Genomic DNA, 24,321 nt, shown 5'->3' with positions numbered 1-24,321 from the left:
AAAACTTCAAAGAATGCGCTTGAACACTTGCCTGCGACAGCGCATCGTACGGCCCATCGAGACAAGCGAACCCCCACACAAATGGCCATCGACAGTGCCACTCTTCAACGAGTGACGGCGCAGCTCTACGAGCGCTCCCTGAAGAAGATTCCCGACGACACGCGTGCCGTGCTCCAGCGCGCGCAAAGCACCGAGACCGGCACCACCGGCAAGCACACGCTGAAGATCATGCTGCAGAGCGCCGACGCCGCGCAGCAGGGCAACGAGCTGGTGTGCACCGACGTCGGCATACCCACCTACAGCATCAAGATCGGCACGCGCGTGCAGTTCGACGGCCCGGTGCGCGAGGCCATCACGCGCGGCTTTGCCGACCTGGTGCAGCACATCGACCCGCCCATCCTCAAGATGGTGACCAACCCGCTCACGCATGCGCGCAGCTACGCGGGCAAGGACATGCCGTTGCTGAGCTTCGACGTGATCGACGACGCCGACTACATGGAGATCGTCTGCGCGCCCAAGGCGATGGGCACCGGCCGGTGGGAGGCCATCGACGCTTTCGTGTACCCGACGCTGGAGCAGATCGAGAAGTTCGTGCTCGACACCGTGCTGCGCGCGGGCTCGCAGCCCTGCCTGCCCATCGTGGTCGGCGTGGGCATCGGCGGCACCTTCGACTACGCGGCGCGGCTGGCCAAGGAATCGGTGCTGCGCCCTTTCGGTCGCACCAACCCCGAGCCCATCCTCGCGGCCATGGAAAAGCGCCTGCTGGACGCCATCAACGGCATGGGCTTCGGCCCCATGGGCACGGGCGGTGACGCCAGCGCGATGGCGGTGCACATCGACTACGCTGCAAGCCATGGCTTCGTGCCGGTCGCGGTGTGTTTCAACTGCTGGATCAACCGCCGCACCGCCGCGCGCATCTACAACGACGGCCGCGTCGAAGACCTGAACTGGTAGGCCGCGATGCTCCACAAGCTCCAACTTCCCCTTTCGCGCGACAAGGTGCGCGAACTCGCGGTCGGCGACATGGTGACGCTGGACGGCGACATCACCGTCAGCATCGGCCTGCCGACCCACCAGCGCATGGCACAGGCCGTGGCCGAAGGCCAGGCACTGCCGGTCGACCTGCGCGGCGGCGCCTTCTTCCACCTGAGCACCTTCGTGCGCGAGACCGCCGACGGCCCCGTGCCGCTCTACATGAACCCGAGCACCAGCACGCGCTACAACGCGTGGATGCCGTCGCTGGTGCGCGGGCTCGACCTGCGATTGGTCGGCGGCAAGGGCGGACTCGACGCGGCTTGCGTGCAGGCGCTGCGCGACACCGGCTGCGTCTACCTGTCCTTCCTGGGCGGCGGCGCGCCGCTGCTGTCGCGCGGACTGCGGCGCGTGGTGTCGTCGCATTGGAACGAATACATCTCGCAGTTCCGCCTGCTGACGCTGAACGTGGCGTCGCTCGGCCCCGCCACGGTGGCGATCGATGCGCACGGCAACAGCCTCTACGACCAGTTGCGCGACCAGGCGCAAGCGCGCATGCCGCAGTTGCTGCAGCGCCTGGCAACGGACCGCAAGGCATCCCTTTAGAAAACCTCAGGAGACTTCAAGAATGAACAGGAGACATTGGCTCGGCGCGAGCCTGGGCGCCATCGGCGCGGGCATGGCCACGGGCCTCGTGCCGGCGGCCGCATGGGCTGCGAGCGGCGCATGGCCGAACCGGCCCATCCGCATGGTCGTGCCCTTTCCGCCCGGCGGCAGCACCGACATGGTGGCGCGCTATCTTGCGCAGGGCCTGGGCGAGCGGCTGGGCACGTCCGTCATCGTCGACAACCGCGCGGGCGCGGCCGGCAACATCGGCACCGACGCGGTGGCCAAGGCCGCGCCCGACGGCTACACCATCGGCCTCGTCACCTCGGGCCCGCTGGTGAACAACAAGTTTCTCTACAAGTCGATGCCCTTCGACGGCGACAAGGACCTGGCGCCGATCGCGCTGGTCTGCGAGATCCCGATGGTCTTCGTCAGCAACCCCGAGCAACTGAAGGTGCGCAACCTCAAGGAGTTCATCGAGGCGGCGAAGGCCAAGCCTTCCGCGTTCTCGGTCGCCACGCCGGGCAACGGCACCATCGGCCACCTGGCGCTGGCCGACCTGTCGCAGACGGCCGGCGTGAAGCTGCAGGACGTGCCCTATCGCGGCGACACGCCGGCGCTCACCGACCTGCTGGGCGGCGTGGTGCAGGCGATCTCGGCGCCGGTGTCCACTTTCATCCCGAACATCCAGGCGGGCAAGCTGCGCGGGCTGGCGGTGACCTCCAGCACGCGCTTTCCCGGCCTGCCCGATGTGCCGACCGCGAAGGAGCAGGGCATCGACCAGACGGCCACCGTGTGGTTCGCGATGGTCGGGCCGGCCGGCATGCCGGCGCCGATGGTGCAGCGGCTCAATGCCGAGATCAACCGGCTGCTCGAATCCCCGCAGGGCAAGAACAAGCTGCAGCAGTACGGCGGCGTGGTCGCGAGCGGCGCGCCCGAACTGCTGCGAAAGCGCATCGAGGCCGACGGCCGCAAGTGGCAGCGCGTGATCCAGACCGCGCAGATCAAGCTCGACTGAAGAAAGGCAGGCGCATCGCCATGGACAACAGCAACAGCACCACCGCCGCGCAACTCGGCACCTTCGTCAAGACCGGCTCGCCGCAGACGGTCGAAGTGCTCGGCACCACCGGGCTCGACTTCGTCGTGGTCGATGCCGAGCACGCGCCCTTCGACCGCGCCTTGCTCGACCTGATGGTGATGGCCGGCCGCGCCGCGCGTATCCCGGTGTTCATCCGCATCCCCGAGATCAACGCGGCGGTGATTCTTTCCTGCCTCGACATCGGTGCCGCCGGCCTGCTGGTGCCGCATGTCGACACCGCCGAGCAGGCGCGCGAGGTGGTGGCCATGGCGCGCTACCGGGGCGGGCGGCGCGGCTACTCGGGCGGACCGCGCTTTGCCGGCTATGCGAGCCTGGGCATGGCGCAGGCGCTGCAGCTGGGCGATCAGGCGCAGATCATCTGCCAAATCGAAAGCGCGCAGGCCGTCGAAGAAGCACAGGCGATTGCCGACGTGCCGGGCGTGGCGGGCCTGTTCGTGGGCCGCGCCGACCTGGCGCTGTCGATGGGGCTGGACGATCCGCGCGCGCCCGAGGTGCTGCAGGCCACGCGCGTGGCGCTGCAGGCGGCCACGCGCGCCGGCAAGCTCGCGGGCATGCACGTGGGCGGCACGCCCGAGCGCGAGCAGTTCATGGCCGAGGGGGCAGACTGGTTCGTGGTTTCCTCCGACCAGACCCTGCTGCGGCAGGCCGTGCAGGCCTTCGCCGGCCCGCCCAAGACATCTAGAGCGCGCTGAGCCGCTCCCTGATGCGCTGGGCCATCTCCTGCATCGGCGGCAGGAATCTCTTGACCGCCTGCTCTTCGCTGACGGCGGAGGCGATCCAGGTGAGCCCCGCGCTGGCCACCACCCTGCGCCCTTCGAAGATGGGCACGGCCAGCGTGTTCGACACCGGCTTGACGCCGGGCACGCGCAACGCGTAGCCCTGCTGGCGGATCTGCCGCAGCATCGCCTGCACGGTGCGCGGCTGGCCGGCCACCGCGTCTTCCGGATCGCCCGAGACCTTGAGGATGTCGAGCAACGCGCGGCACTCCTGCGCCGTGCAGGCCGCGAGGTACACGCGCCCGAGCGCGCGCGTCATGAAGCTCAGGCGCATGTTGATGCTGGAATGCAGCAGCGACAGCGGCGAGCTGGGAATGGTGCTGTAGCGGATCACGACCGCGTCGTAGTCGGGCACGGCCAGCGCGATCGGCCATTTGAGCTTGCGCGTCAGCTCGTCCATGAGCCGCATCGAGGCTTCGACCAGGCGCGGCTCGCCATGAAAGCCCGAGGACAGTTGCCGCACGCCCGAGGTCAGGCCGTATGCGCCGTACTGCGGCGCCCGCGTCACCAGACCCTTGCCTTGCAGCGTTTCGAGCAGGCGCACCAGCGTGGGCTTGGGAATGCCCGTCTGGCGGTGCAGCGTGTCGAGCGTGCAGACGGGGGAACGGTTGAGCGCGGCCAGCACGTCGATGGCGCGCTCGACGGCGCGGATGGGGGTGAAGGAAGGCATGGAGGGCGCAGTGTAGGTTGCGCCTGTCCTGTGCTTCAGCTTGCCTTGCGGCGTTCGTAGTCGCCCGCGTTGGCGACCCAGCCCTTGTCGATGAAGTCATGCCGGGGCGGCGAGAACACGTCGATCAGCAGATGGCGGCCCGGGCCGACGCCCTCGGTGGTGTGCACCAGCAGCACCGGCACCGTGATCATCGAGGGCGAGGGGGCGTGCAGGTGTTCGTCGTCGCGCCACTGGTCGGCGTTGCCGCCCCAGTTGACGCGCAGGTGGTGCACGAAGTCGCCCGCCATCGCCAGCGAACCCTGCTCGAAGTCGGCGTGGTTGTGCGGGCTCAGTTGCGTGCGGTCGCGCGGACCCTGGTACTCGACCCAGTTGATGCTGAGCGTGTCGGTCTGGAACATCTTGAGCCGGGGCTTGTCGGCCGGGGGCTGGATGGTGTCGACCTCCATGACGTGGATGGCGCTGGGTGGCACGCGGCGGCTGTACTCATCGCCGGTCGGGCGCACGCGCGCGTCGGGCACGGCGTAGTCGGCCTGGTTGCGCGCCGCGCCGGGCGCGAGGTCGGGGCGCGAGGAGGCGACCAGCGCGGCGCGGCCCGCACCGCTGCCTGCATTCGCAAGACGCACCGTGACGGCGCCGGCCGGCAGCACGCAGACGCTGCGGCCCGGCACCTCGCGCACTTCGGCGCCGGCGTGCACGGTGGCGCCGCCGTCGGGCAACAGCAGCAGCATCTCGTGGAGGCTGGTGGCTTCGACCGGCGCCGCGCCCTCGATCCATTGGACCCAGAAGTTCTGTCCGCGCGCCACCGAGCCCGGCGGGAGTTCATGGACGGCTGCGCTGCGCACGCCGGTTTCAGGTGTTGTGTTGGTCATCGTGTTTCTTTCGTTGTCTTGTTCAGCGTGCGTGTTGTCAGTCGCGTCGCGGGCTCGGCCGCGACAGCTCCACCAGCGGGCCGACCGATGCGTACTGGTTGCCGCCCAGCCGCGTGAGCGGCAGCGTGCGCGCCACATCGAAGCGGCCGTTCGGCTCGATGAATTCCGGGTCGAGGTGGATGCCGACCACGCGGCCGAACACCACGTTGCTGACCGTGTCGCCCGGCCCCTGCGGCTCGATCTGCACGATGCGCAGCAGCTTGCATTCCATGCTCGCGGGCGAGCGCGCCACGCGCGGCGGCCGAACCTTCTGGCTCGGCGCCTTCTCCAGGCCTGCAAGCTCGAACTCGTCGGTGCCGTAGGGCGCATCGAGCGAGCTGATGTTCATGGCGTCGCGCAGGTCCCAGGTCACGAGGTTGGTGACGAATTCGCCGGTGGCGCGCACGTTGGTGATGGTGTCCTTCTCGTGCCGGTCGGCCGGCGCGTTGCAGGAAAAGATCACCACCGGCGGCGCCGTCGAGACCAGGTTGAAGTGCGAGAACGGCGCGAGGTTGACCCGGCCTTCGGGGCACATCGTGCTGATCCAGCCGATGGGCCGCGGCGCCACGATGGCATTGAACAGCGTGCGCTTGAAGTCGGGTGTGTTTTCGGGGTCGATGAACAGCATGCGGGCTTTCTTTCGTTCCTTCGTTCGGCCGCTTCAGCCCGTGGTGGGCGTGTCGTCCCGGAACAGCGGCCGCAGCGTGCGCAGCGCATAGAGCCAGCCGCCGTCGCCCTGGCGCACGGCCGTCTCGCGCACGTCGGCGATCATGATCGCGGGCCTGGACGGCAGCACGCCTTCGCCGTCGGCGGCGTACAGGCTCATCACGTAGTTGCAGTCCACGCGGTCCGGCGACACCGGCACCGCGCGAAAGTTCTGCACCACATGCAGCGAGGTGCGCGCGCCGCGCGCCTGCCGCGCGTTGTAGAAGTCGGCAATGGCGGCGCGGCCGGTGCGCGACTTCTGGCTGGTGGTGAACACCGCGTCCTCGGTGTAGTAGGCGTGGGCGTGCTGGCCCCAGTTGAAGTCGACCTCGTACCAGTAGTCGACGGCGAGCGCCTCGAGCGCCTGGCGAAGCGCGAGTCTTTCGGTGTGGTTCATGCGAGTGGCTCCTGTGCCGGTTCAGTCTTGCCAGTAGAGGCGCGTGGGGTTGTCCACCAGCAGCTTGTGCAGCACGGCGGGGTCGTCGGAAAAAAGCGGCAGCAGGTCGACCAGCTTGCCGTCGTCGGGCATCTCGCGCACGCTGGGGTGAGGCCAGTCGGTGCCCCAGAGCACGCGGTCGGGCGCGGCCTCGACCAGCCGGCGCGCGAAGGGCACGGCATCTTCAAAAGGCAGGCCGGGGCCGGAAGACAGAAGGTGCGAGGTGCGCTCCGCGCCGCTCACCTTGACCCAGCAGCGCTCGTCCTTCATGAGGTCGAGCAGCGCATCGAAGGGCTCCTGCTGCGGGCCGCTTTCGGCGAGCACGCGGCCCATGTGGTCGATCACGTAGGGCAGCGGCAGTTCGTCGAGAAACCGGCGGTACACCGGCAGGTCCTGCGGATCGAAGTGCAGCACCAGGTGCCAGCCCAGCGTCTTCACGCGATGGGCCAGGCTGCGGATGGCGTCCAGGTCGGGCGCGCCGCCCAGCCGTCGCACGAAGTTGAAGCGCAGCGAGCGCACGCCGCCTTCGTGCAGCGCCCGCAGCCCGGCGTCGTCGATCGACGCGGGGACCATCGCAACGCCGCGGTAGGTGTCGGGCGACTGCGCGATGGCGTCCAGCATCGCGCTGTTGTCGTGGCCGTGGATGCTGGCCTGCACCAGCACCACGCGCTCGATGCCCAGCAGCGCATGCAGCGCGCGCAGCTGAGCCGCCGGTGCGTCCGTCGGTTCATAAGTGCGCTTGGGCGAATACGGAAAACGCGCGCCCGGCCCGAACACATGGCAGTGCGCATCGCAGGCGCCGGGCGGCAGCCGGTAGGTGGGCCGGCTGGGGTTCGGGTGTGGGGGAGGGTTGACCTTGAGGGGCGCGGGTGTGCTGGTGGTGCTGTCTGTCATGGTGTTGTTGTGCCTTGTCTCTTCTTCATTCGGCTTTGAAGCCGGAGCGCTTGATGGGCTCTTCCCAGCGCTTGTACTGGGAGGCCTGCGTGCTCGCCAGGAGCTGCGAGTTGCCGTGGTCGGCCACCATCGCCAGGTTGACCAGCTTCTCGCGCACGTCCGGGGACGCGAGCGCCTGCGCCACCGCCTTGTCGATGCGTTCGGTGACGGCGGGCGGCATGTTGGCCGGGCCGTAGAGGCCGAAGAAGTTGTCGACCACCACGTCGATCCCGGACTCGCGCAGCGTCGGCACGTCGGGCAGGGCGGGCGTGCGGCGGGCGCCGGTCACGGCAAGCACGCGCAGCTTGCCGTTGCGGTGCATCTCCACCACTTCGGCCGGGCTGTCGATCATCAGCGGCACCTGGCCGCCGATCAGGTCCTGGATGGCGGGCGCACCGCCCCGGTACGGCACATGGAGCAGCGGAACGCCGGTCGCCTGCGCGATCACCAGGCCGGCGAAATGCGGCACCGAGCCTGCGCCCGAGGTGGCATACGTGGCCTGCGCGGGGTGGGCCTTCATCCACGCGAACAGCGCCTTCACGTCGCCCGGCGGCACGGCCGAGCCGACGGACACGGCCAGGTCCAGCGTGGTCAGGCGCGACACCGGCGTGAAGTCCTTCACCGGGTCGTAGCCCAGGCTGGTCGGGTAGAGCCAGGGCAGGATGGTCAGCGCGCCGCCCGGCGCAATCGCCAGCGTGCGCCCGTCGGGCCGCGAGCGCCGCAGCTCGCTCAATGCGATGCGCCCGGCCGCGCCGGGCCGGTTCTCCACCAGCACGTTGGTGTTCAGCGAAACCCGCAGCTTGTCCGCCAGCAGGCGGGCGACCGCGTCCACGCCGCCGCCGGGCGGAAAGCCCACCAGGATGCGAGTGGGCGTGGTGTCCTGCGCCCACACCGACGGCAGGGGCGAGGCGGCCGCCGCGAGGGCGAGCGACATCGAGAAGTGGCGGCGTTTCATCATCATGAAAGGGTTCCTTGTCTTGTGGTCGGCTGGCCATGCGCCGTGTTCAGCGCCTGCGCCAGCAGTTCGATGCCCCGGTCGATCTGCGCGGGCGGCGCGGTCACGAAGGACAGGCGCAGCAGGTTGTGGCGCGAGCGGTCCGCGAAGAACGCGAAGCCGGGCACATACGCCACGCCCAGCTCGACGGCACGCGGCAGCAATGCCATGGCATCGATGCCCTCGGGCAGTTCGAGCCAGAAGAACATGCCGCCGGCCGGCACGCGCCAGCGGCAGCCTTGCGGCATGTGGCGCAGCAGCGCGGCCTGCATGGCGTCGCGGTGGCTGCGATAGCGCTCGCGGATCAACGGCACGTGCTGTGCCAGAAAGCCGTCGCGCACGATCTGGTAGACGATCTGCTGGTTGAAGATCGGCGTGTGCAGGTCGGCCGCCTGCTTGGCCTGGACCAGCTTGGGCATCAGCGAGGCGGGCGCCACCACGTAGCCCAGGCGAAGGCCCGGCGCCAGCACCTTCGAGAACGAGCCCAGGTACACGCTGCCCTCGGGCCAGTGCGAGGCCAGCGATGCCGGCGCGGGTGCGTCGAACCACAGGTCGCCGTAGGGGTTGTCTTCCACCAGCGGCAGGCCCATGCGACGTGCCTGCGCGGCCAGTTGCTCGCGCCGCGCCGCGCCGATGGTGCGGCCGGTGGGGTTCTGGAAGTTCGGCACCACGTACAGGAAGCGCGCGCCACCGGCCTGCGCCAGCGCCTCGGGCAGCGGGCCTTCGTCGTCGCCGGCGATGTCGAGGTAGTCGGCCTCGTACGGGTTGAAGGCCTGCAGCGCGCCAACGTAAGTGGGCGAATCGACCGCCACCACGCTGCCGGGATCGAGCAGCACCTTGCCGACAAGGTCCAGGCCCTGCTGCGACCCGCTGGTGATCAGCACGTCGCCCGCGCCGATGCGCAGGCCTTGTGCGGCCAGGTCTTGCGCCACCCATTCGCGCAGGGGCGCGAAGCCCTCGGTCGATGCGTATTGCAATGCTTCGCGCGGCGTCTGCTGCAGCACGTGTTGTGTCGCCTCGCGGACCTTGTCCAGCGGGAACGCATCCGGCGAAGGCAGGCCACCGGCGAGGGAGATCACGCTCGGGCGGGCCGCGAGATTCAGGATCTCGCGAATGATCGACGGCTGGATGCGCTGGGCACGTCGGGCCAGCTGGAACGGGGGCGAAGAACTCATGCGGTGGTGGGTTGCGATGCGCGAAAAGAAGAAGCGTCCGGTCCGTCGCATGACATGCGGGTAGAGGACAACTTCCACGAGAGGCGGCATCTTTTCATCGGCCTCCGGCTGCCGCAATCGGAAATTTCGAAGTTTTCACCAGTAGAAAAGTTGCGCCCAACTGGCTGCGGGTTGCCCGTGGGCACGTTCGCGTCGATCGCGCGCTGGTGGATCGCGAAGGTGCCGGAAACCGCCGGCTCGTTCGTCTAAGCAAGTGCCGGATCGAAGGGGCTGCCCCTTCGCATCGCGTTCCGACTTCTTCACTCTCGGTCCGAATCGTCGGATCTGACTGACCGCAACATGCCCTCTACCGCCACGCAAACCCCGACAGAAACACCGACAGGCCTGGCCGCCGTCGACGCCTTGCTGCAACCCTTCAACCGCTGCGATGCGCCCGGCCTCGTCATCGGCATCGCACGCGACGGCAAGACCCTCTATCGCCGTGGCATGGGGCTGGCCAGCATCGAGCAGGGCGTGGCGAACACAGCGCACACGCGCATGCGCATCGCCTCGACCAGCAAGCACTTCACGGCGCTGGCCGTGTTGCTGCTGGCCGAAGAGGGAAAGCTGGGCGTCGACGATCTCATCCATACCCACCTGCCCGAGCTGCCGGTGCTGAGCAGCGCAGGCCCCACGCTGCGCCAGTTGATGCAGCACACGGGCGGATGCCGGGCCGCCATCTCCGACCTTGCGCAAGGCCTGGCGGTCGAGCCGGTCGAAGACTGGCGCGCGCCCATGCAGGCCGTGCCGAGCGAGCTGAACTTCGAGCCCGGCAGCCGCATGATCTATTCGAACGGCGGCTACCAATGGCTCGCGCGGGTGATCGAGCGGGTCAGCGGCCTGGACTTTGCGGCGTTCATGAAGATGCGCATCTTCGAGCCGCTGGGCATGCACGACACCGAATCGCTGACGAGCGATTTCGACATCCGCCCGGGCATGGCGATGCAGTACCAGGCACTGCCGGCATCCGCGGGTGGCGGGCTTCGGCGCGGCATGTACCCGGGCGAGTTGCGCGGCAGCGGATCGCTGGTGTCCAGCATCGACGACATGCTGCGCTGGCTGGCGCACATGCGCAGCCCCGACAAGAAGATCGGCAGCGCCGCAAGCTGGGCGCAGATGCTCGAACTGCCGACCCTGTCGAGCGGCACCGTGGTGCCCTACGGGCTCGGCCTGATGCGCCATCCGTATCGCGGTGTCGAGGTGGTCCACCATTCGGGCGCCGTGCTGGGCACCACCTCGCAGATGATCACGGTGCCCGCGCATGCGCTGGACATCATGATCATGGTCAATGGCGCGGCCGTGTCCCAGGTGGCGCTCGGGTTCCAGATCATCGATGCATTGCTGGGCGATGCGCACCTCGGTGCACCGGTTGCGCACGTACCGGCCGACGGGTATTCGTCGCTGTTCGGCAAGCGCTATCACGCGACGGAAACCGGGGTCGTCATCGGCTTCGAGGATGTGGCGGGCAAGCTCGGGCTTTCGTGGATCGGCAAGAAGGCCGCCCCGTTGCGCGAGAGTGAAGGCAACGGGTTGCTGGCCTGCGAGGACACGGCGCTCAATCCGATCTCTGTCGCGCTGCATGCGCTTGCCGGCGACGCCGCACCGGTCGCGATCATGCTGAACGAAGGCGGCAATCTGCTGCGCTGCGAGCGCCTGCCCGATGAAGCTCCGGCAACCGCCGAGCTGGCCGCCGCGCTGGCCGGCGGCTACCGGGTTCCGGATCTGGAGGCGCACGCCAGCATCGAGCTGAAGGCGGGAGTTCTGTTGCTGCGCCTGCAGGGTCCGCACGGCCGCAATGAATTTCGTCTTCTGGGTTTATCGGCTGACGTGCTGCTCGGTGTTGCGGCCGATCCGCTGTTTGCTGCGCTGGTTGGAAACTGCATCATCAACGTCGATCGTGTGGCGGGCCGTGTCGTCGGGTTGCGGATGGACACGCCGCGCGTGCGGCATCTGCGTTTCTTTCGCGCGTCGTCAGAGTGAGGTGAGCAGGGGCGGGCGGCCTGGGGTGGGGCCTCCCGCGCCTTCGAGAGGACAATAGTGGAAGCTCACTTAGAAACCAAAGCCACGACCATGTCCCGCCTCGACGACCCCCTCCACGACGCCGAAATCGGTTCCCGCGACAGCACGCTCGACACCACCCGGATCGACGACGTGCGCATCGGCGCCGTTCGCCCGCTCATGACCCCCGCGCTGCTGCAGGAGCGCGTGCCCGTGCGCGACAACACGCTGGCGCTGGTCGAAGGCAGCCGCGCGGCGATTGCCGACGTGCTGCACGGCCGCGACGACCGGCTGGTGGTCGTGGTCGGCCCATGCTCCATCCATGACCACGACCAGGCCATCGAATACGCACAGCGCCTGAAGACGGTCGCCGATTCCCTGCAGGACGACCTGCTGATCGTGATGCGCGCCTACTTTGAAAAGCCGCGCACCACCGTCGGCTGGAAGGGCTACATCAACGACCCGCACCTGGACGGCAGCTTCGCGATCAACGAAGGCCTGGAACGCGCGCGGCGCCTGCTGCTCGAATTGACGACCCTGGGCCTGCCGACCGGCACCGAGTTTCTCGACCTGCTGAGCCCGCAGTTCATCGCCGACCTGATCGCCTGGGGTGCCATCGGCGCGCGCACCACCGAGAGCCAGAGCCACCGGCAGTTGGCATCGGGCCTGAGCTGTCCGGTCGGCTTCAAGAACGGCACGGACGGCAGCGTGAAGGTTGCGGCCGACGCCATCCTCGCGGCCCGCGCGCCGCATGCCTTCATGGGCATGACCAAGATGGGCATGGCGGCGATCTTCGAGACGCGCGGCAACGACGATTGCCACGTGATCCTGCGCGGCGGCAAGGCGCCCAACTACTCGGCCGCGGATGTCGAGTCCAGTTGCCAGGCGCTGATGGCGAACGGCCTGCGGCCGCAGGTGATGATCGACGTCTCGCATGGCAACAGCAGCAAGCAGCACCAGCGGCAGATCGTGGTCGCGCAAGACGTGGCCGCGCAGATCGCGGCCGGCGAGCGGCGCATCACGGGCCTCATGATCGAGAGCCATCTCGAGGAAGGGCGGCAGGACCTGAAGCCCGGCGTCGCGCTGAAGCACGGTGTGTCGATCACCGATGCGTGCATCGGCTTTGCGCAGACGGTGCCGGTGCTTGAAGGCTTGGCTTCGGCGGTGAAGGCGCGGCGGCGGTTGTCGAAGGCGTGAGGCTGAAAGCGGCGCCGCTTTCCATGTATCCGGGAAGCCGGCGCTGCAGTTGAAGCAGTGGCGGCTTCGCAGACGTCAGCGAGCGCGAATGCCTGCGATCCAGCTCAGGCCACGGACTGATCGTCGCCCGGAATTTTCAGCCTGGTAGCGATGCCATAAAGCGCCAGCATGCCCACCACATGCCCGATGGCCACGCCCGGTTCGCCCGATTCGATTCGGGCGACCGTCTGGACGTGAACGCCCAGTCGGGCTGCGGCTGCGGCCTGGCCTTCACCGGCGTTGATGCGCGCCTGCTTGGCGGCCGCGCCCATGTCCTTGATTGCCTGAAGGGCACCGCTGTCGATGTCTGCGGAAATGCGTTTGCCTTGAGCCATCGCAGGATTGTCGCTGCACAATTCCCGCGTGCCCCGAACCCCGCCTGCCCCAACTGTCCCGCCGCTCACGCCCACGCCTTACTGGCTCTACCTTCTCGAATGCGAGGGCGGCGTGTACTACACGGGCATCGCGATCGACGTGGAGCAGCGTTTCTTTCAGCACCTCTTCGGGCTGGGCGCCAAATTCACGCGCGCGCGTCCGCCGTTGCGCGTGCTTGCAGCCCGCGCCTACCCTGACAAGAGCGCCGCACTGCGGGCGGAAATCAGGGTCAAGGCATTGCCTCGGGCCCGCAAACTCGCCTTCTTCGACACCATGGCGTAGTGCAACCTGCAGCACCGCAGCCGGCCACAGCCTTCAACCCAGGAGCCTTCCATGAAACCCCAGCCCATCGAATATGCCGACGCTTCCGACGAAGTCCGGGCCGTCTTCGACGACATCAAGACATCGCGCAACGTGCCCGATGTCAACAACTTCTGGAAGTACCTCGCCAACGACCCCGCCACGCTCAAGCGCACCTGGAGCAGCCTGAAGGAAGTGATGGCGCCGGGCGCGCTCGATCCGGTGGTGAAGGAAATGGTCTACCTCGCGGTGAGCGTCACGAACAGTTGTGGCTACTGCATCGCGAGCCACCACGCTGGCGCCGAGAAGGCCGGCATGACGCCCGCGATGTTCGCCGAGCTGATGGGCGTGGTCGGCATGGCCAACGAGACCAACCGGCTGGTGAACGGCTACCGCGTGCCGATCGATCCGGCGTTCGACAAGTAGCAGCCGCAAGCGCAAGGCATTCGCGCGGCGCTCAGCCGATGGTCATGAGGCTCGCGTTGCCGCCGGCCGCCGCCGTGTTGATGCTGAGCGCGCGTTCGACCACGAGGCTTTCGAGCGGGATGTCGGTGTCGCCGGGGGCGAAGGCGCGCAGGCTGACGATGGGCCCCGGTCGCGACGCGATGCGATGCATGATGCCTGAAAGCCCATCGGCATCGCCGTGATACAGGGCCGCGTCGAAGGCCACGGTCTGCGCGGTCCAGTCGCTCGCCATCGCCACGTGCTGCTGCACGTCGGCCGGCAGCGAAGCGAGAAGACTCTGCGCCGCCGCATCCGCAGGCCAGATCGCCGAGCTGCCCACCGACAGGACCGCCGCCAGTTGCACCAGCCGATCCGCTTCGGCATCGGCCAGGCACAGCACCGCTTCGCGCGGCAGCAGCGTGTAGACATTGCGCTCGCCCGTCGGCCCGGTCAGCGTGCGTGAGCAGCCGGCGCGCGCCACGGCGGCGAAATGACTGCACTGCAAACCCAGCGCCGGGCGGCCGGTGTCTTCGGCCCATTGGCCCAAGACCGACAACGCAGCGCCGTGGCCCGTGTCGCCGCCGTGCTTCATCGCGCGCACCAGTGCATCGTCCGGCCGCTTCGACAGCATGCGCACCATGTACAGCGGCCCGCCCGCCTTCGGCCCCGTGCCCGACAGGCCTTCGCCACCAAAGGGTTGCACGCCGACCACCGCGCCGACGATGTTGCGGTTCACATAGATGTTCCCGGCCTTCGCGTGGTCCACGATCTGCGCGATCGTCTCGTCGATGCGGGTGTGCACGCCCAGCGTGAGGCCGTAGCCGGTGCCGTTGATCTGGCTCACCAATGCAGCGAGGTCGCGGCGGCGGTAGCGCACCAGGTGCAGCACCGGGCCGAACACCTCGCGCTGCAGTTCCGCGATGCTGTCCAGCTCGATCAGCGTGGGCATCACGAAGGTGCCGTGGCGCGTGTCCTGGCCCTGCTCGCGGCCCTGTCGATAGACCTTGCGGCCGCGATCGCGCAGCGTTGCGATGTGGCGCTCGATGCCGTCGCGCGCTTCGGCGTCGATCACCGGACCCACGTCCACGGCCAGCCGCGAGGGGTTGCCGATGCAGCTCTCTGCCATCGCGCCCTTGAGCATTTCGATCAGGCGGTCGGCCGCTTCCTCCTGCACGCACAGCACGCGCAGTGCCGAGCAGCGCTGGCCCGCGCTGTCGAAGGCCGAGGCCATCACGTCGGTGACCACCTGTTCGACCAGCGCGGACGAGTCGACGATCATCGCGTTCTGCCCACCCGTCTCCGCGATGAGCGGCACCGGCGCGCCATGCGCGCTGAGGCGCTGCGAGAGCGTCTTTTGCAGGATGCGCGCCACCTCCGTCGAGCCCGTGAACATCACGCCCTGCACGCGCGCATCCGCGACCAGCCCGGCGCCCACCGTCTCGCCACGACCTGGCAGCAGTTGCACGGCGGCATGGGGCACGCCGGCTTCCCACAGCACGCGGATCGCTTCGGCCGCGACCAGCGGCGTCTGCTCGGCCGGCTTGGCCAGCACCGGATTGCCGGCAGCGAGCGCGGCCGCCACCTGGCCGGTGAAGATCGCGAGCGGAAAATTCCACGGGCTGATGCAGACCATCGGGCCCAGGGCCCGGTGCGTGTCGTTAGAGAAATCGTTGCGTGCCTGCGCCGCGTAGTAGCGCAGGAAGTCGACCGCTTCGCGTACCTCGGCGATGGCATTGGCATACGTCTTTCCCGCCTCGCGGGCCAGCAGGCCGAGCAGGCGCGGCATGCGTGCTTCGAGCAGGTCGGCCGCGCGTTCGAGCAGCGCGGCGCGTTGTGTTGGTGGTGTCGCAGCCCATGCCGTGGCAATGCCCTGGGCCTGCGCGATGGCCGATTCGACATCGGCCATCGTCGCTTCCTGCACGCGCCCGACCACATCGCGATGGTCTGCGGGGTTCAGCACATCGGCCTCGCTGCGTGATGCATCGGCACCCGGCGCGGCTTCGGCGAGCAGCGGCATGGCGTGCCACGTTTCATCGGCGCTGGACTGCAGCGCCTCGCCCAGCAGGCGCAGGCTGTCGTCGTTCGCCAGGTCGAGCCCTTGCGAGTTGACGCGTTGCCCGCCATAGAGCGCCGACGGCAGCGGGATGGATGGATGGGGCTGCCCCACCACGCCTTCGCGCGCAGCCATGTGCTCGACCGTCGCCACCGGGTCTTCCACCAGCGCGTCCAGCGAGATCGTCGGGTCCGCGATGCGGTTGACGAAGGATGTGTTGGCGCCGTTCTCCAGCAGGCGCCGCACGAGGTAGGCGAGCAGCGTCTCGTGCGTGCCCACCGGCGCGTAGATGCGGCAGGGCCGACCGAGCGGGCCCACCACCTGTTCATACAGCGGCTCGCCCATGCCGTGCAGGCACTGGAACTCGTACTGGCCCGGCGTGTAGCGCGATGGGTCCGCCGCCGTGTAGATCGCGGCCAGCGTGTGCGCGTTGTGCGTGGCGAACTGCGGGTACACCGCTTCGGGCGCATCGAGCAACTGGCGGGCGCAGGCGAGGTACGACACGTCGGTGTAGGCCTTGCGCGTGTAGACCGGGTAGCCGTCGAGTCCGTCGATCTGCGCGCGCTTGATCTCGCTGTCCCAGTAGGCGCCCTTCACCAGCCGCACCATCAGCCGGTGCCGGCTGCGGCGTGCCAGGTCGATCACGAAGTCGATCACGAAGGGGCAGCGCTTCTGGTAGGCCTGGATCACGAAGCCGATGCCGTTCCAGCCCGCGAGCGCGGGCTCGAAGCACAGCCGCTCCAGCAGGTCGAGCGAGAGTTCGAGCCGGTCAGCTTCTTCCGCATCGATGTTCAGGCCGATGTTGTAGGCCTGCGCCAGCAGCGCAAGATCGCGCAGCACCGGGTACAGCTCGGCCATGACGCGCGCGTACTGCGCGCGGCTGTAGCGCGGGTGCAGCGCCGACAGCTTGATCGAGATGCCCGGCCCTTCGTACACGCCGCGCCCGTTCGATGCCCGGCCGATCGCATGGATCGCCTCTTCATAAGCGACGCGGTAGCGCTTCGCGTCTTCGGTGGTCAGCGCCGCTTCGCCGAGCATGTCGTAGGAATAGCGAAAGCCCTGCGCCTCCAGCTCGCGCGCGTTGCCCAGCGCTTGAGCGATCGTCTCGCCGGTGACGAACTGCTCGCCCATCATGCGCATCGCCATGTCCACGCCCTTCCGGATCAGCGGTTCGCCGCCCTTGCCGATCAGGCGCGTGAGGATGTTCGACAGGCTTGTTTCGCTGTGCGTGGCGACCAGCTTGCCGGTCAGCAGCAGGCCCCAGGTTGCGGCGTTGACGAACACCGAGGGGCTGCGGCCCGCATGCGATTGCCACTGGCCGTGCGCGATCTTGTCGCGAATGAGCGCGTTGCGCGTCTCGGCATCGGGAATGCGCAGCAGCGCTTCGGCCAGGCACATCAGCGCGACGCCTTCCTGCGACGACAGCGCGTACTCTTGCAGCAGGCCCTGCACGAGACCGGCGCGGCCGCTGGCGTTCTTGCGGGCGCGCAGTTGATGGGCGATCCGGTGGGCCAGTGTCTGGGCCTCTTGCGCAAGGCCGACTGGCAGGCGGGCCTTTGCCAGCAAAGGCGGCAGGGCTTGCGGTTCGGGGCGCCGGTACGCCGCGGTGATCTGCCCGCGCAGCAATGAGGGCGGCCCTGCCGGGCCATCGGCAAACGCTGCGAACGAAGAAGAGGGCGGGGCGGCGGGGCTGGGTGCGGGCATAGGACGTCCGTGCTGGTGATAAGTTGGATGATCTCTCTGCGCAAGCTGAATGTCTGTTCGAAGAATGGCATGTCTGCCGAGCAAATCACTAGGTCATCAGACGCCTTCCTTTCTGGCCTCGCAAGGGCCGGGGCGAGAATCCACATCCCGCCCGAGGGCGACATTGCAGGGAGTCCTTGTATGCACGGATGGTCTTACCTCGCGGCCGGGTGCCTGGCGCTTGCAAGCCTGCAGGTTGCGGCGCAGGGCGCCGACTGCACCGCGTCGGCGTCCGCGGCTTGCTACCACTCCTTCCAGCCGCCGGGCTCTGGCGGAGCGCTGCATTACTACGCGTCGCTGCCGTCCGATGGCGCGGCACCTGCCAAGGTGATCGTCGCCATGCACGGCCACTCCCGCGATGCCAACAAGACCTTCGACGCGACCTTGCAGGCGGTGCGCGGCGCCGGCGCGCTGGCCGACACGCTGGTCGTGGCTCCGGTCTTCCAGGTGCCGCAGGGCAAGGCCGCCAAGTGCAGCACGCCGGGCGTGCCAGCGGCCGAAGACGGCGACCTGTTGTGGACATGCGGCTCCTGGCTCGAAGGCGGCCAGGCGAGCAATGGCAACGGCATCACCTCATTCGCAGCCATGGACGCGCTGGTGACCGAACTCACCCGGCGCTGGCCCAGCCTGCGCACCGTCACCATTGCCGGCTTCTCGGCTGGCGCGCAGATGGTGCAGCACTACATCGGCTTCGCGCAGGAACAGAAAGCTGGTTCGGTGGCGGTGCGCTATGTGGTTGCCGACCCCGGCACCTGGCTCTACTTCGATCCGGTGCGGCCGCAGCCGATGCGCGATGGCGTGGCTGTCGCATGGACGGCTTGCGGCAGCGGGGCGGACACCTTGCGCAACTGCATGCTGAGGTTTCCGGCGGAGGCCGACTACGCCTGCCCCGCACTGAACCGCTGGAAGTACGGCACCGACACCTTGCCCGCCAGCCTCGGCCGCAGCGCCGCGCAGGCGCGCCAGCGCTACGCAAGCGCCGACATCAGTTATCTGGAAGGCGCGCTCGACAGCAGCGATGCCAAGGGCACCTACTACGGCATCCTCGACAAGTCCTGCGCGGCCGCCGCGCAGGGCCCGTACCGGATGCAGCGCGGCCTGGCCTATGCGCAGTACGACAGGGCGCTGCTCGCACCCGACAAGCGCCGAGAGGTCGTCGTGGTGCCGGGCTGCGCGCACGACGTGGCGTGCGTCTTTCCTTCGCCGGCTGCGCGCGCCGCATTGCTCGGGCCTTCGCGTTGACGCCGCATACGCCGCATACGCCATTCGGTGATTGACATGGTTTCCTGAATATTGGATATTTCATCCAATATGAAAGAAGACCCCAAAGAACCCGCCAGCCTGAACGACCGCATCGCCCAGCGCGTGCGCGACCTTCGCGCGGCGCGCGAGCTGTCGCTCGATGCGCTGGCCACGCACTGCGGCGTCAGCCGTTCGATGATCTCGCTGATCGAGCGCGGCGAGAGCAGCCCGACAGCCGTGGTGCTCGAAAAACTCGCCACCGGCCTGGGCGTTCCCCTGGCCTCGCTGTTTGAAGAGCCCGTTGCCGAGTCCGGCCCCGTGTCGCGGCTGGCCGACCAGTTGCTGTGGCGCGATCCGCATTCGGGCTACGTGCGCAGGAACGTGTCGCCGGGCAGCGCGGCCTCGCCGATCCAGATCGTCGAGGTGCAGTTTCCACCGAAGGCGCGCGTGGCCTACGAGACCGGCGCGCGCGAGCCGAAGGTGCACCAGCAGGTGTGGGTGCTCGAAGGCCGCATCGAAGTCACGGTGGGCGACGACCGCCATCTGCTGGATGCCGGCGACTGCCTCGCGCTCACGCTCGACCGCCCCATGAGTTACCACAACCCCACCCGCAAGACCGCGCGCTACGCGGTCGTGATCACCAGCTCGACGGCTTCCTCCTGGAAATGAACATGACCACCGAAACCTCCACCCACACCCCGCGCATTCGCGCCCTTCCCACAGTGACCGACGCGCAGGTGCATGCGCTGGCCAACGTGCTCATCGATTGCGTCGCGGGCGGCGCCTCGGTGAGCTTCATGCAGCCGCTGTCCTTCGAGCGCGCGTGCGCCTTCTGGCAAGGCGTGGCCGATGGCGTGGCCAGCGGCGAGCGCATCTTGTTCGTGGCCGAAGACGCCGAGGGCATCGTCGGCACGGTGCAGCTCGTGCTTGCCCAGCCCGAGAACCAGCCGCACCGCGGCGAGGTGGCGAAGATGCTCGTGCATCGCCGGGCACGCCGCCAGGGCCTCGGCGCGCTGCTGATGCAGGCGGCCGAGCAAGCGGCGCGCGCGCATGGCAAGACGCTGCTGGTGCTCGACACATCGGGCGCAGAGGCCGCGCGGCTCTATGCCCGCGTTGGCTGGCAACAAGTGGGCGTGATCCCCGGCTATGCGCTGCTGCCCGACGGCAGCCCGTGCGGCACCACTTTCTTCTATCGCGAACTCGGTGCCGGGTCGTGACTGAATTCGACCGACTGCTGCGGGAGGCGGATGCAACGCCGCTCGTCGGATGGGACCTGTCGTGCAACGGGCGCATCGCGACCACGGCCACGCCATGGAACTTCGAGGCCGAGGTCGAGCGCCACGCACGCCAGTCGCCCGACATGCTGGACATGGGCACCGGCGGCGGCGAGTGGTTGAGCCGGCTTGCATACCGGCCGGCGCGCACTGTGGCCACTGAAGGATGGGCGCCGAATGTCGGCATTGCGCGCGAGCGGCTTGCGCCGCTGGGCGTGGAGGTGGTCGAGGTTGAAGGCGCGGATGACAACGCGGCGCAGGCGCAAGGCGAAGAAGAGCAGGCGCGGCTGCCGTTTGCGGATGCGTCGTTTCATCTGGTCGTCAATCGCCACGAGTCTTTTGTTGCGAGCGATGTGCATCGCATCCTTGCCACTGGCGGGCGCTTCGTCACGCAGCAGGTCGCGTCGGACTTCAATGCGGATTGCTATGCATTGCTGGATCTGCCAATGCCCGGGTTGCCGCGATGGCAACTGGACACCGCCGTCGATCAGGTCACGCTCGCGGGCCTGAGCGTCACGCATGGCGAAGAGGGCGCCGAAGTGCTTTCCTTCGATGACGTCGGCGCGTTCGCCTGGTACCTGAAGCACGTGCCTTATGTGTGCCCCGAATTCACCATCGACGGATGCCGCGTTGCGCTGGCGCATTTGCATCGACGCATCCAGAGCGACGGGCCGCTCGCGATGCGGCAGAAACTCTTCTGGCTGGACGCGGTCAAACCTGCGGCGGCTTGAGCTGCAAAGATTTTTGTATCGCACCTTGTCTGGCAACCCGCCAGATACGGTGCGCGACGAATCGGGGGGTGATTCGACACACATGCAGGCGTCGGTCGCGATGGAATGGCCACTTCATCCACTCGACACGAAGCCCGTCATGACCATGCCCCCGCTCCATCGTTCAGGCCGCGCGCTCGCCGCCGTCCTGTTGTTCATTGCAGCCGCTGCACAGGCCCAGTCTTCTCCCGCGAACGATCCGCGCGGTCGCTGGATCACCGCGAACGGCAACCTCGAAGTCGAGGTCGCGCCTTGCGGCGCCGCGTTGTGCGGCACCGTCGTCAAGGTGCTCGGCAATCGCTCGATGGCACCCGGCGGCGGCGACATGCAGCCCACCGACGGACGTCCGGCGTTGGGTATGACGCTGCTGAAGGACTTCGCGCCCGTCGATGCGACCGACCCTGCGCGCCCGGCCACCGAATGGGCCGGTCAGATCTACAACCGCGAGAACGGCAAGACCTACAACTGCAACATGACGGTGAGCACCGCCGGCAATGCAGCCGGCGAATTGCTGCTGCATGCCTATGTCGGCATCCCGCTCTTCGGCAAGACACAACGCTGGGTGCGCGCCGCGTCCGACCGTTGAGAAGTGCGGCGAGGGCTTTTTTGGGTCAGCGCAGTTCTCGCGCCGTTCTCAACTGCGCGATTGCAGTGCGAGCTTTGCGGAAAGTCCGGCCAGCACTGTTCCCATGATCCAGCGCTGGGCCAGTCTCCAGCGGCTGCGTCGTTGAAGTGATGAAGCGGCCCTGGCGGCAGCCAGCATGATCAAGGTGTTGCCGACCATGCTGATGGCGATCTGCAGGGCGCCAAGCAGAAGGAACTGGCCAACGATGCTGCCCCGCTGCGCGTCGATGAATTGCGGCAGGACCGCGAGAAAAAACAGCGCCTGCTTCGGGTTGAGGAGGTTCGTCAGAAAGCCCATGGTGTACAGGCGACGCGGACTGTCGGCAGGCAGGTCCTGAAGCTGAAATGCGGAGGAGCCGTTCTTCTTCAGCGTTTGCCAGGCCAGATACCCGAGATAGATGGCGCCCGCGAAGCGCAGGGCGTCATAGGCGTAAGGGATCGCGAACAGCAAGGTCGTGATGCCCAGCGCCGCGCATGCGAGGTAGAAGACCGAACCGGTGACCACGCCGGCATAGGAAACAAAACCTGCCTTGCGCCCCTGCGACAAGGTGCGCGACACCAGGTAGATCATGTTGGGGCCCGGCGTGACGACCAGCCCCAGTGCAAGAAGAGAAAAGGTCAGCAGGTCTTGTGAAGATGGCATGGCCGGATGTCCTCGGTGCGGGCGATCGGCGGATCGTACATGGGCGACCCTCGCAGCCAATGACCTGGCCAACTGACTGACTGCTTGACTGACTAACGCGCCCCGAACGCCGCGTTCTCGAACAGATCCTTGAACTCCCGCGGCTGCGAGCGCCAGTACTGGTGCGGTGCCTTCACCTGCGCCCCCAGCTCGGCCGCCGCATGCCAAGGCCAGCGCGGGTCATACAGGATCGCGCGTGCCAGCGACACCGCATCGGCCTGCCCGTCGGCAATGATGGCTTCGGCATGCCGGGGCTCGGTGATGAGCCCGACGGCGATGGTCGGCAGGCCGACCTCGGCCTTGATGCGTTGCGCGAACGGCACCTGGTAGCCGGCACCGAGCGTGATGGCCTGCTGTGGCGAGACGCCGCCGCTCGACACATGGATGGCCGCGCAGCCGCGTGCCTTGAGCGCCTGCGACAACGCGACCGTGCTGTCGAGGTCCCAGCCGCCGGGCACCCAGTCGCTGGCCGAGACGCGCACCCACACCGGGCGATCGGCCGGGAAGACCGCGCGCACCGCGTCGAACACCTCGAGCGGAAAACGCATGCGGTTTTCAAGGCTGCCGCCGTATTCGTCGTCGCGGTGGTTGGCGATGGGCGACAGGAACTGGTGCAGCAGGTAGCCGTGCGCCGCATGGATCTCGATGCCGTCGATGCCCAGCCGCGCCGCGCGCCGTGCTGCCGCCACGAAGGCATCGCGCACGCGGGCAAGGCCTGCTGCATCGAGCGCGATGGGTGCGTCTTCGGTGGGCGAATGCGGCACGGCGGAGGGCGCGTATGCCTTCCAGCCGCCCGGTTCTTCGGGGCGGATCTGCTTGCCGCCTTCCCACGGTGCGCGGCTCGATGCCTTGCGCCCTGCGTGCCCGAGCTGCATGGCGATGGCGATGGGCGAATTGGCCCGCGTGGCCTTCAGTACCCGCGCCAGGCCTTCTTCGTTCGCGTCGGAATACAGCCCGAGGTCACCGGGCGAGATGCGCCCTTCGGCTTCTACTGCCGTCGCCTCGATGATCAGCAGTCCCGCGCCCGACAGCGCAAGGTGCCCGAGGTGAATGAGATGCCAGTCGCCCGGCGTGCCCTCCGTGGCGGAGTACTGGCACATCGGCGCGATGACGATGCGGTTGTCTATCTGAAGCTTGCCGAGCCGCAAGGGCTCGAAGAGTTGGCTGCTACGACTGCTCATGATGATGGTGATGCGGCTCCACAGGAGCGGTAATTCTGGGGCGTGTCCGCGATGCGTGGCGCGGGCGCCGCAGAAGCCTTGCGGCTCGTGGCGGTATGGATCAGCAGCGCGCCGACCACCATCGCCATGCCGACGATCTCGTTCACCGTGGGCAGCTTGCCCATGGCCACGCCCATCAGCAGCGCCGACACCGGCACGAAGTTGAGAAAAGCCGTGCCCGTGACCGCACCGAGCGTGCGCACGCCGTAGTTGAACGCCAGCACCGCAATCGCCGAAGACACCAGCCCCACGTACAACAATGCCTGCCACGAGAGGCGAAGGCCTTCCATGCTCGGCGCATGCGACCAGCCCAGCAGCGTGGCGACGGTGGCGGTGGCCAGCAGCAGCGGCCACGAGGCCAGCACCGTGAGCGCGGTGTACTCGATCACGTCGAGTTCCGGAAAGCGTGCCGCGCCGCGCGTGTACCAGACCCAGCCCAGCGTGCCGATGAAGGCCACCGCATCGCCGAAGAGCGTGGACTCGGCGGCCGGCCCCGCGCTGAACAACAGCCCTGACACGATGGCCACGCCCAGCAGCGCCAGTGCGGTGGTCAACAGCGTGGCGCGCGCGGGCCGCACGCCGTCGAGCGCCCAGCGCAGCAGTTGCGTGGTCATCGGCGTGGTCGCCATGATCACCGCGCCGTGCGAGGGCACCGAATGCGAGAGCCCGACCAGCAGCATCACGCTGAAGACGCCGAAGCCCGCGTAGCCGCGCAGCGCCAGCGGCCCCGCATTCAGCCGCAGCTTGCGCCAGGGCGCCGCGCCGCGCGGAAGAATGAGCAGCACGAACAGCAGCGCCGCCATGCTGTAGCGGATGAGCGTGAACCACACCGGCGCGACGTGGTGGAGCACGCCCTTGCTGACCAGGAACATGCCGCCCCAGCCGGATGTGGCGAGCAGCAGCGCGGCGATGCCGAGCAGGCGTTGACGAGGAGACATGGGGAGCCTTTGGCGATGAATGATTGAACGAATCGATGGCTCCAAGGATCGGGTTTCACCGCGCCGATTGCCATTCGCTTCTTTGGATAGAGGCCTCCAAAAATGCGAA

General features: G+C 68.0%; 25 protein-coding genes. 13 read left to right on the top strand and 12 right to left on the bottom strand.

Annotated features, from left to right (window positions below; all coding sequences use genetic code 11):
* Positions 1-81: 81 nt before the first annotated feature.
* The 4 genes from ACSFB7_RS06740 to ACSFB7_RS06725 are packed head-to-tail and all read left to right on the top strand — an operon-like array spanning position 82 to position 3,369.
* On the top strand, positions 82-954 hold the full coding sequence (locus tag ACSFB7_RS06740) for a fumarate hydratase (protein ID WP_435468334.1): 873 nt from the start codon (positions 82-84) through the stop codon (positions 952-954).
* Positions 955-960: 6 nt separating this feature from the next.
* The gene (locus ACSFB7_RS06735) at positions 961-1,578 is read left to right on the top strand and encodes a fumarate hydratase C-terminal domain-containing protein (protein WP_435468332.1); all 618 of its coding nucleotides are present in this window, start codon (positions 961-963) and stop codon (positions 1,576-1,578) included.
* 22 nt (positions 1,579-1,600) lie between these two features.
* Positions 1,601-2,596, top strand: a complete 996-nt coding sequence (locus ACSFB7_RS06730) for a Bug family tripartite tricarboxylate transporter substrate binding protein (protein ID WP_435468330.1) — start codon at positions 1,601-1,603, stop codon at positions 2,594-2,596.
* 20 nt (positions 2,597-2,616) lie between these two features.
* Complete coding sequence (locus ACSFB7_RS06725) at positions 2,617-3,369, top strand: HpcH/HpaI aldolase family protein (protein ID WP_435468328.1); 753 nt, start codon at positions 2,617-2,619, stop codon at positions 3,367-3,369.
* Here ACSFB7_RS06725 and ACSFB7_RS06720 read toward each other — a convergent pair.
* The 7 genes from ACSFB7_RS06720 to ACSFB7_RS06690 are packed head-to-tail and all read right to left on the bottom strand — an operon-like array spanning position 3,356 to position 9,274.
* Complete coding sequence (locus ACSFB7_RS06720; RefSeq protein ID WP_435468326.1) at positions 3,356-4,123, bottom strand: DNA-binding transcriptional regulator; 768 nt, start codon at positions 4,121-4,123, stop codon at positions 3,356-3,358. The two genes, ACSFB7_RS06725 and ACSFB7_RS06720, sit on opposite strands and share 14 nt — an antisense overlap.
* A gap of 35 nt (positions 4,124-4,158) precedes the next feature.
* Entirely contained in the window at positions 4,159-4,992 is an 834-nt protein-coding gene (locus tag ACSFB7_RS06715; protein ID WP_435468324.1) for a hypothetical protein, read from the bottom strand.
* A 37-nt stretch (positions 4,993-5,029) separates the two neighbouring features.
* Positions 5,030-5,659 (bottom strand): flavin reductase family protein, encoded by a 630-nt coding sequence (locus ACSFB7_RS06710; RefSeq protein ID WP_435468322.1) that lies wholly within the window; start codon positions 5,657-5,659, stop codon positions 5,030-5,032.
* Between the two features lie 33 nt (positions 5,660-5,692).
* Positions 5,693-6,133, bottom strand: a complete 441-nt coding sequence (locus ACSFB7_RS06705; RefSeq protein ID WP_435468320.1) for a nuclear transport factor 2 family protein — start codon at positions 6,131-6,133, stop codon at positions 5,693-5,695.
* A gap of 21 nt (positions 6,134-6,154) precedes the next feature.
* A complete protein-coding gene (locus ACSFB7_RS06700) occupies positions 6,155-7,066 on the bottom strand; it encodes an amidohydrolase family protein (protein ID WP_435468318.1) in 912 nt (303 codons plus the stop codon).
* A 25-nt stretch (positions 7,067-7,091) separates the two neighbouring features.
* Positions 7,092-8,066 carry a Bug family tripartite tricarboxylate transporter substrate binding protein gene (locus tag ACSFB7_RS06695; protein ID WP_435468316.1) on the bottom strand — a complete coding sequence of 325 codons (975 nt, stop codon included), beginning with the start codon at positions 8,064-8,066 and terminating at the stop codon, positions 7,092-7,094.
* Entirely contained in the window at positions 8,063-9,274 is a 1,212-nt protein-coding gene (locus ACSFB7_RS06690) for an aminotransferase-like domain-containing protein (RefSeq protein ID WP_435468314.1), read from the bottom strand. Before ACSFB7_RS06690 ends, ACSFB7_RS06695 begins: the two co-directional genes overlap by 4 nt.
* A gap of 339 nt (positions 9,275-9,613) precedes the next feature.
* Between ACSFB7_RS06690 and ACSFB7_RS06685 the strand changes: the two genes are divergently transcribed.
* Both ACSFB7_RS06685 and ACSFB7_RS06680 read left to right on the top strand, forming a co-directional pair.
* Positions 9,614-11,293 (top strand): serine hydrolase domain-containing protein, encoded by a 1,680-nt coding sequence (locus ACSFB7_RS06685; RefSeq protein WP_435468312.1) that lies wholly within the window; start codon positions 9,614-9,616, stop codon positions 11,291-11,293.
* Between the two features lie 90 nt (positions 11,294-11,383).
* On the top strand, positions 11,384-12,508 hold the full coding sequence (locus tag ACSFB7_RS06680; RefSeq protein ID WP_435468310.1) for a 3-deoxy-7-phosphoheptulonate synthase: 1,125 nt from the start codon (positions 11,384-11,386) through the stop codon (positions 12,506-12,508).
* A 104-nt stretch (positions 12,509-12,612) separates the two neighbouring features.
* Here ACSFB7_RS06680 and ACSFB7_RS06675 read toward each other — a convergent pair whose 3' ends face one another.
* Positions 12,613-12,882, bottom strand: coding sequence for a helix-turn-helix domain-containing protein (locus tag ACSFB7_RS06675; protein ID WP_435468308.1), 270 nt, complete (start codon positions 12,880-12,882; stop codon positions 12,613-12,615).
* 28 nt (positions 12,883-12,910) lie between these two features.
* On the opposite strand from ACSFB7_RS06675, the gene ACSFB7_RS06670 reads away from it, so the two are divergent.
* Both ACSFB7_RS06670 and ACSFB7_RS06665 read left to right on the top strand, forming a co-directional pair.
* Positions 12,911-13,204 carry a GIY-YIG nuclease family protein gene (locus tag ACSFB7_RS06670; RefSeq protein WP_435468306.1) on the top strand — a complete coding sequence of 98 codons (294 nt, stop codon included), beginning with the start codon at positions 12,911-12,913 and terminating at the stop codon, positions 13,202-13,204.
* 51 nt (positions 13,205-13,255) lie between these two features.
* Complete coding sequence (locus ACSFB7_RS06665; RefSeq protein ID WP_435468304.1) at positions 13,256-13,648, top strand: carboxymuconolactone decarboxylase family protein; 393 nt, start codon at positions 13,256-13,258, stop codon at positions 13,646-13,648.
* Between the two features lie 31 nt (positions 13,649-13,679).
* Here ACSFB7_RS06665 and putA read toward each other — a convergent pair whose 3' ends face one another.
* Positions 13,680-17,423, bottom strand: a complete 3,744-nt coding sequence (gene putA, locus ACSFB7_RS06660; RefSeq protein ID WP_435468302.1) for a trifunctional transcriptional regulator/proline dehydrogenase/L-glutamate gamma-semialdehyde dehydrogenase — start codon at positions 17,421-17,423, stop codon at positions 13,680-13,682.
* A gap of 180 nt (positions 17,424-17,603) precedes the next feature.
* Here putA and ACSFB7_RS06655 point away from each other — a divergent pair, with 180 nt between their 5' ends.
* The 5 genes from ACSFB7_RS06655 to ACSFB7_RS06635 all read left to right on the top strand — a co-directional run bounded on the left by ACSFB7_RS06655 (position 17,604) and on the right by ACSFB7_RS06635 (position 21,334).
* Positions 17,604-18,704, top strand: coding sequence for an alpha/beta hydrolase family protein (locus ACSFB7_RS06655; protein ID WP_435468300.1), 1,101 nt, complete (start codon positions 17,604-17,606; stop codon positions 18,702-18,704).
* A gap of 69 nt (positions 18,705-18,773) precedes the next feature.
* Positions 18,774-19,373, top strand: coding sequence for a helix-turn-helix domain-containing protein (locus ACSFB7_RS06650; RefSeq protein WP_435468298.1), 600 nt, complete (start codon positions 18,774-18,776; stop codon positions 19,371-19,373).
* Positions 19,374-19,375: 2 nt separating this feature from the next.
* A complete protein-coding gene (locus ACSFB7_RS06645) occupies positions 19,376-19,921 on the top strand; it encodes a GNAT family N-acetyltransferase (RefSeq protein WP_435468296.1) in 546 nt (181 codons plus the stop codon).
* A complete protein-coding gene (locus ACSFB7_RS06640) occupies positions 19,918-20,709 on the top strand; it encodes a class I SAM-dependent methyltransferase (protein WP_435468294.1) in 792 nt (263 codons plus the stop codon). Before ACSFB7_RS06645 ends, ACSFB7_RS06640 begins: the two co-directional genes overlap by 4 nt.
* A 139-nt stretch (positions 20,710-20,848) precedes the next feature.
* Complete coding sequence (locus ACSFB7_RS06635) at positions 20,849-21,334, top strand: DUF2147 domain-containing protein (RefSeq protein WP_435468292.1); 486 nt, start codon at positions 20,849-20,851, stop codon at positions 21,332-21,334.
* A 48-nt stretch (positions 21,335-21,382) separates the two neighbouring features.
* Here ACSFB7_RS06635 and ACSFB7_RS06630 read toward each other — a convergent pair whose 3' ends face one another.
* The 3 genes from ACSFB7_RS06630 to ACSFB7_RS06620 all read right to left on the bottom strand — a co-directional run bounded on the left by ACSFB7_RS06630 (position 21,383) and on the right by ACSFB7_RS06620 (position 24,212).
* A complete protein-coding gene (locus tag ACSFB7_RS06630) occupies positions 21,383-22,015 on the bottom strand; it encodes a LysE family translocator (RefSeq protein ID WP_435469933.1) in 633 nt (210 codons plus the stop codon).
* A 92-nt stretch (positions 22,016-22,107) separates the two neighbouring features.
* Positions 22,108-23,235 carry an NADH:flavin oxidoreductase/NADH oxidase gene (locus tag ACSFB7_RS06625; protein WP_435468290.1) on the bottom strand — a complete coding sequence of 376 codons (1,128 nt, stop codon included), beginning with the start codon at positions 23,233-23,235 and terminating at the stop codon, positions 22,108-22,110.
* Positions 23,232-24,212, bottom strand: a complete 981-nt coding sequence (locus ACSFB7_RS06620) for a DMT family transporter (protein ID WP_435468288.1) — start codon at positions 24,210-24,212, stop codon at positions 23,232-23,234. The genes ACSFB7_RS06625 and ACSFB7_RS06620 overlap by 4 nt, the downstream gene beginning before the upstream one ends.
* Positions 24,213-24,321: the final 109 nt, after the last annotated feature.

This window comes from Variovorax raffinosi (assembly GCF_051216615.1).
Classification (GTDB): Bacteria; Pseudomonadota; Gammaproteobacteria; order Burkholderiales; family Burkholderiaceae_C; genus Variovorax.
The sequence above is the reverse complement of the archived record's forward strand: the minus strand, read 5'-3'. Positions and strand labels throughout refer to the sequence as shown.